At 53.4% G+C, this 223-nt stretch carries 1 pseudogene; it reads left to right on the top strand.

The features are described 5' to 3' along the window. Positions 1 to 223: pseudogene (locus NE619_RS18635) on the top strand (translational GTPase TypA); the annotation flags it as partial.

The following is a 223-nucleotide window of genomic DNA, read 5'->3' as shown; positions in this document are numbered from 1 at the left end:
CTGCAGGGCATGAGTCCCGCAAGCGACGGAACCGTCCGCTTAGAATACCATATTCCTTCCAGAGGGCTTATCGGTTTCCGCGGTGATTTCCTCACCTCCACAAAAGGCACGGGGATCATGAACACAGCCTTCGACGGCTACGCTCCGTACAAAGGTGATATGTTCTACCGTAAGCTCGGTTCCTTGATCGCTTTTGAAGCAGGGGAAACTGTGACCTATGGAC

The sequence above is a fragment of the Anaerovorax odorimutans genome, assembly GCF_024459955.1.
GTDB lineage: Bacteria > Bacillota > Clostridia > Peptostreptococcales > Anaerovoracaceae > Hominibacterium > Hominibacterium odorimutans_A.
Note: the sequence above shows the minus strand (reverse complement) of the source record. Positions and strands in the feature narration are given on the sequence as shown.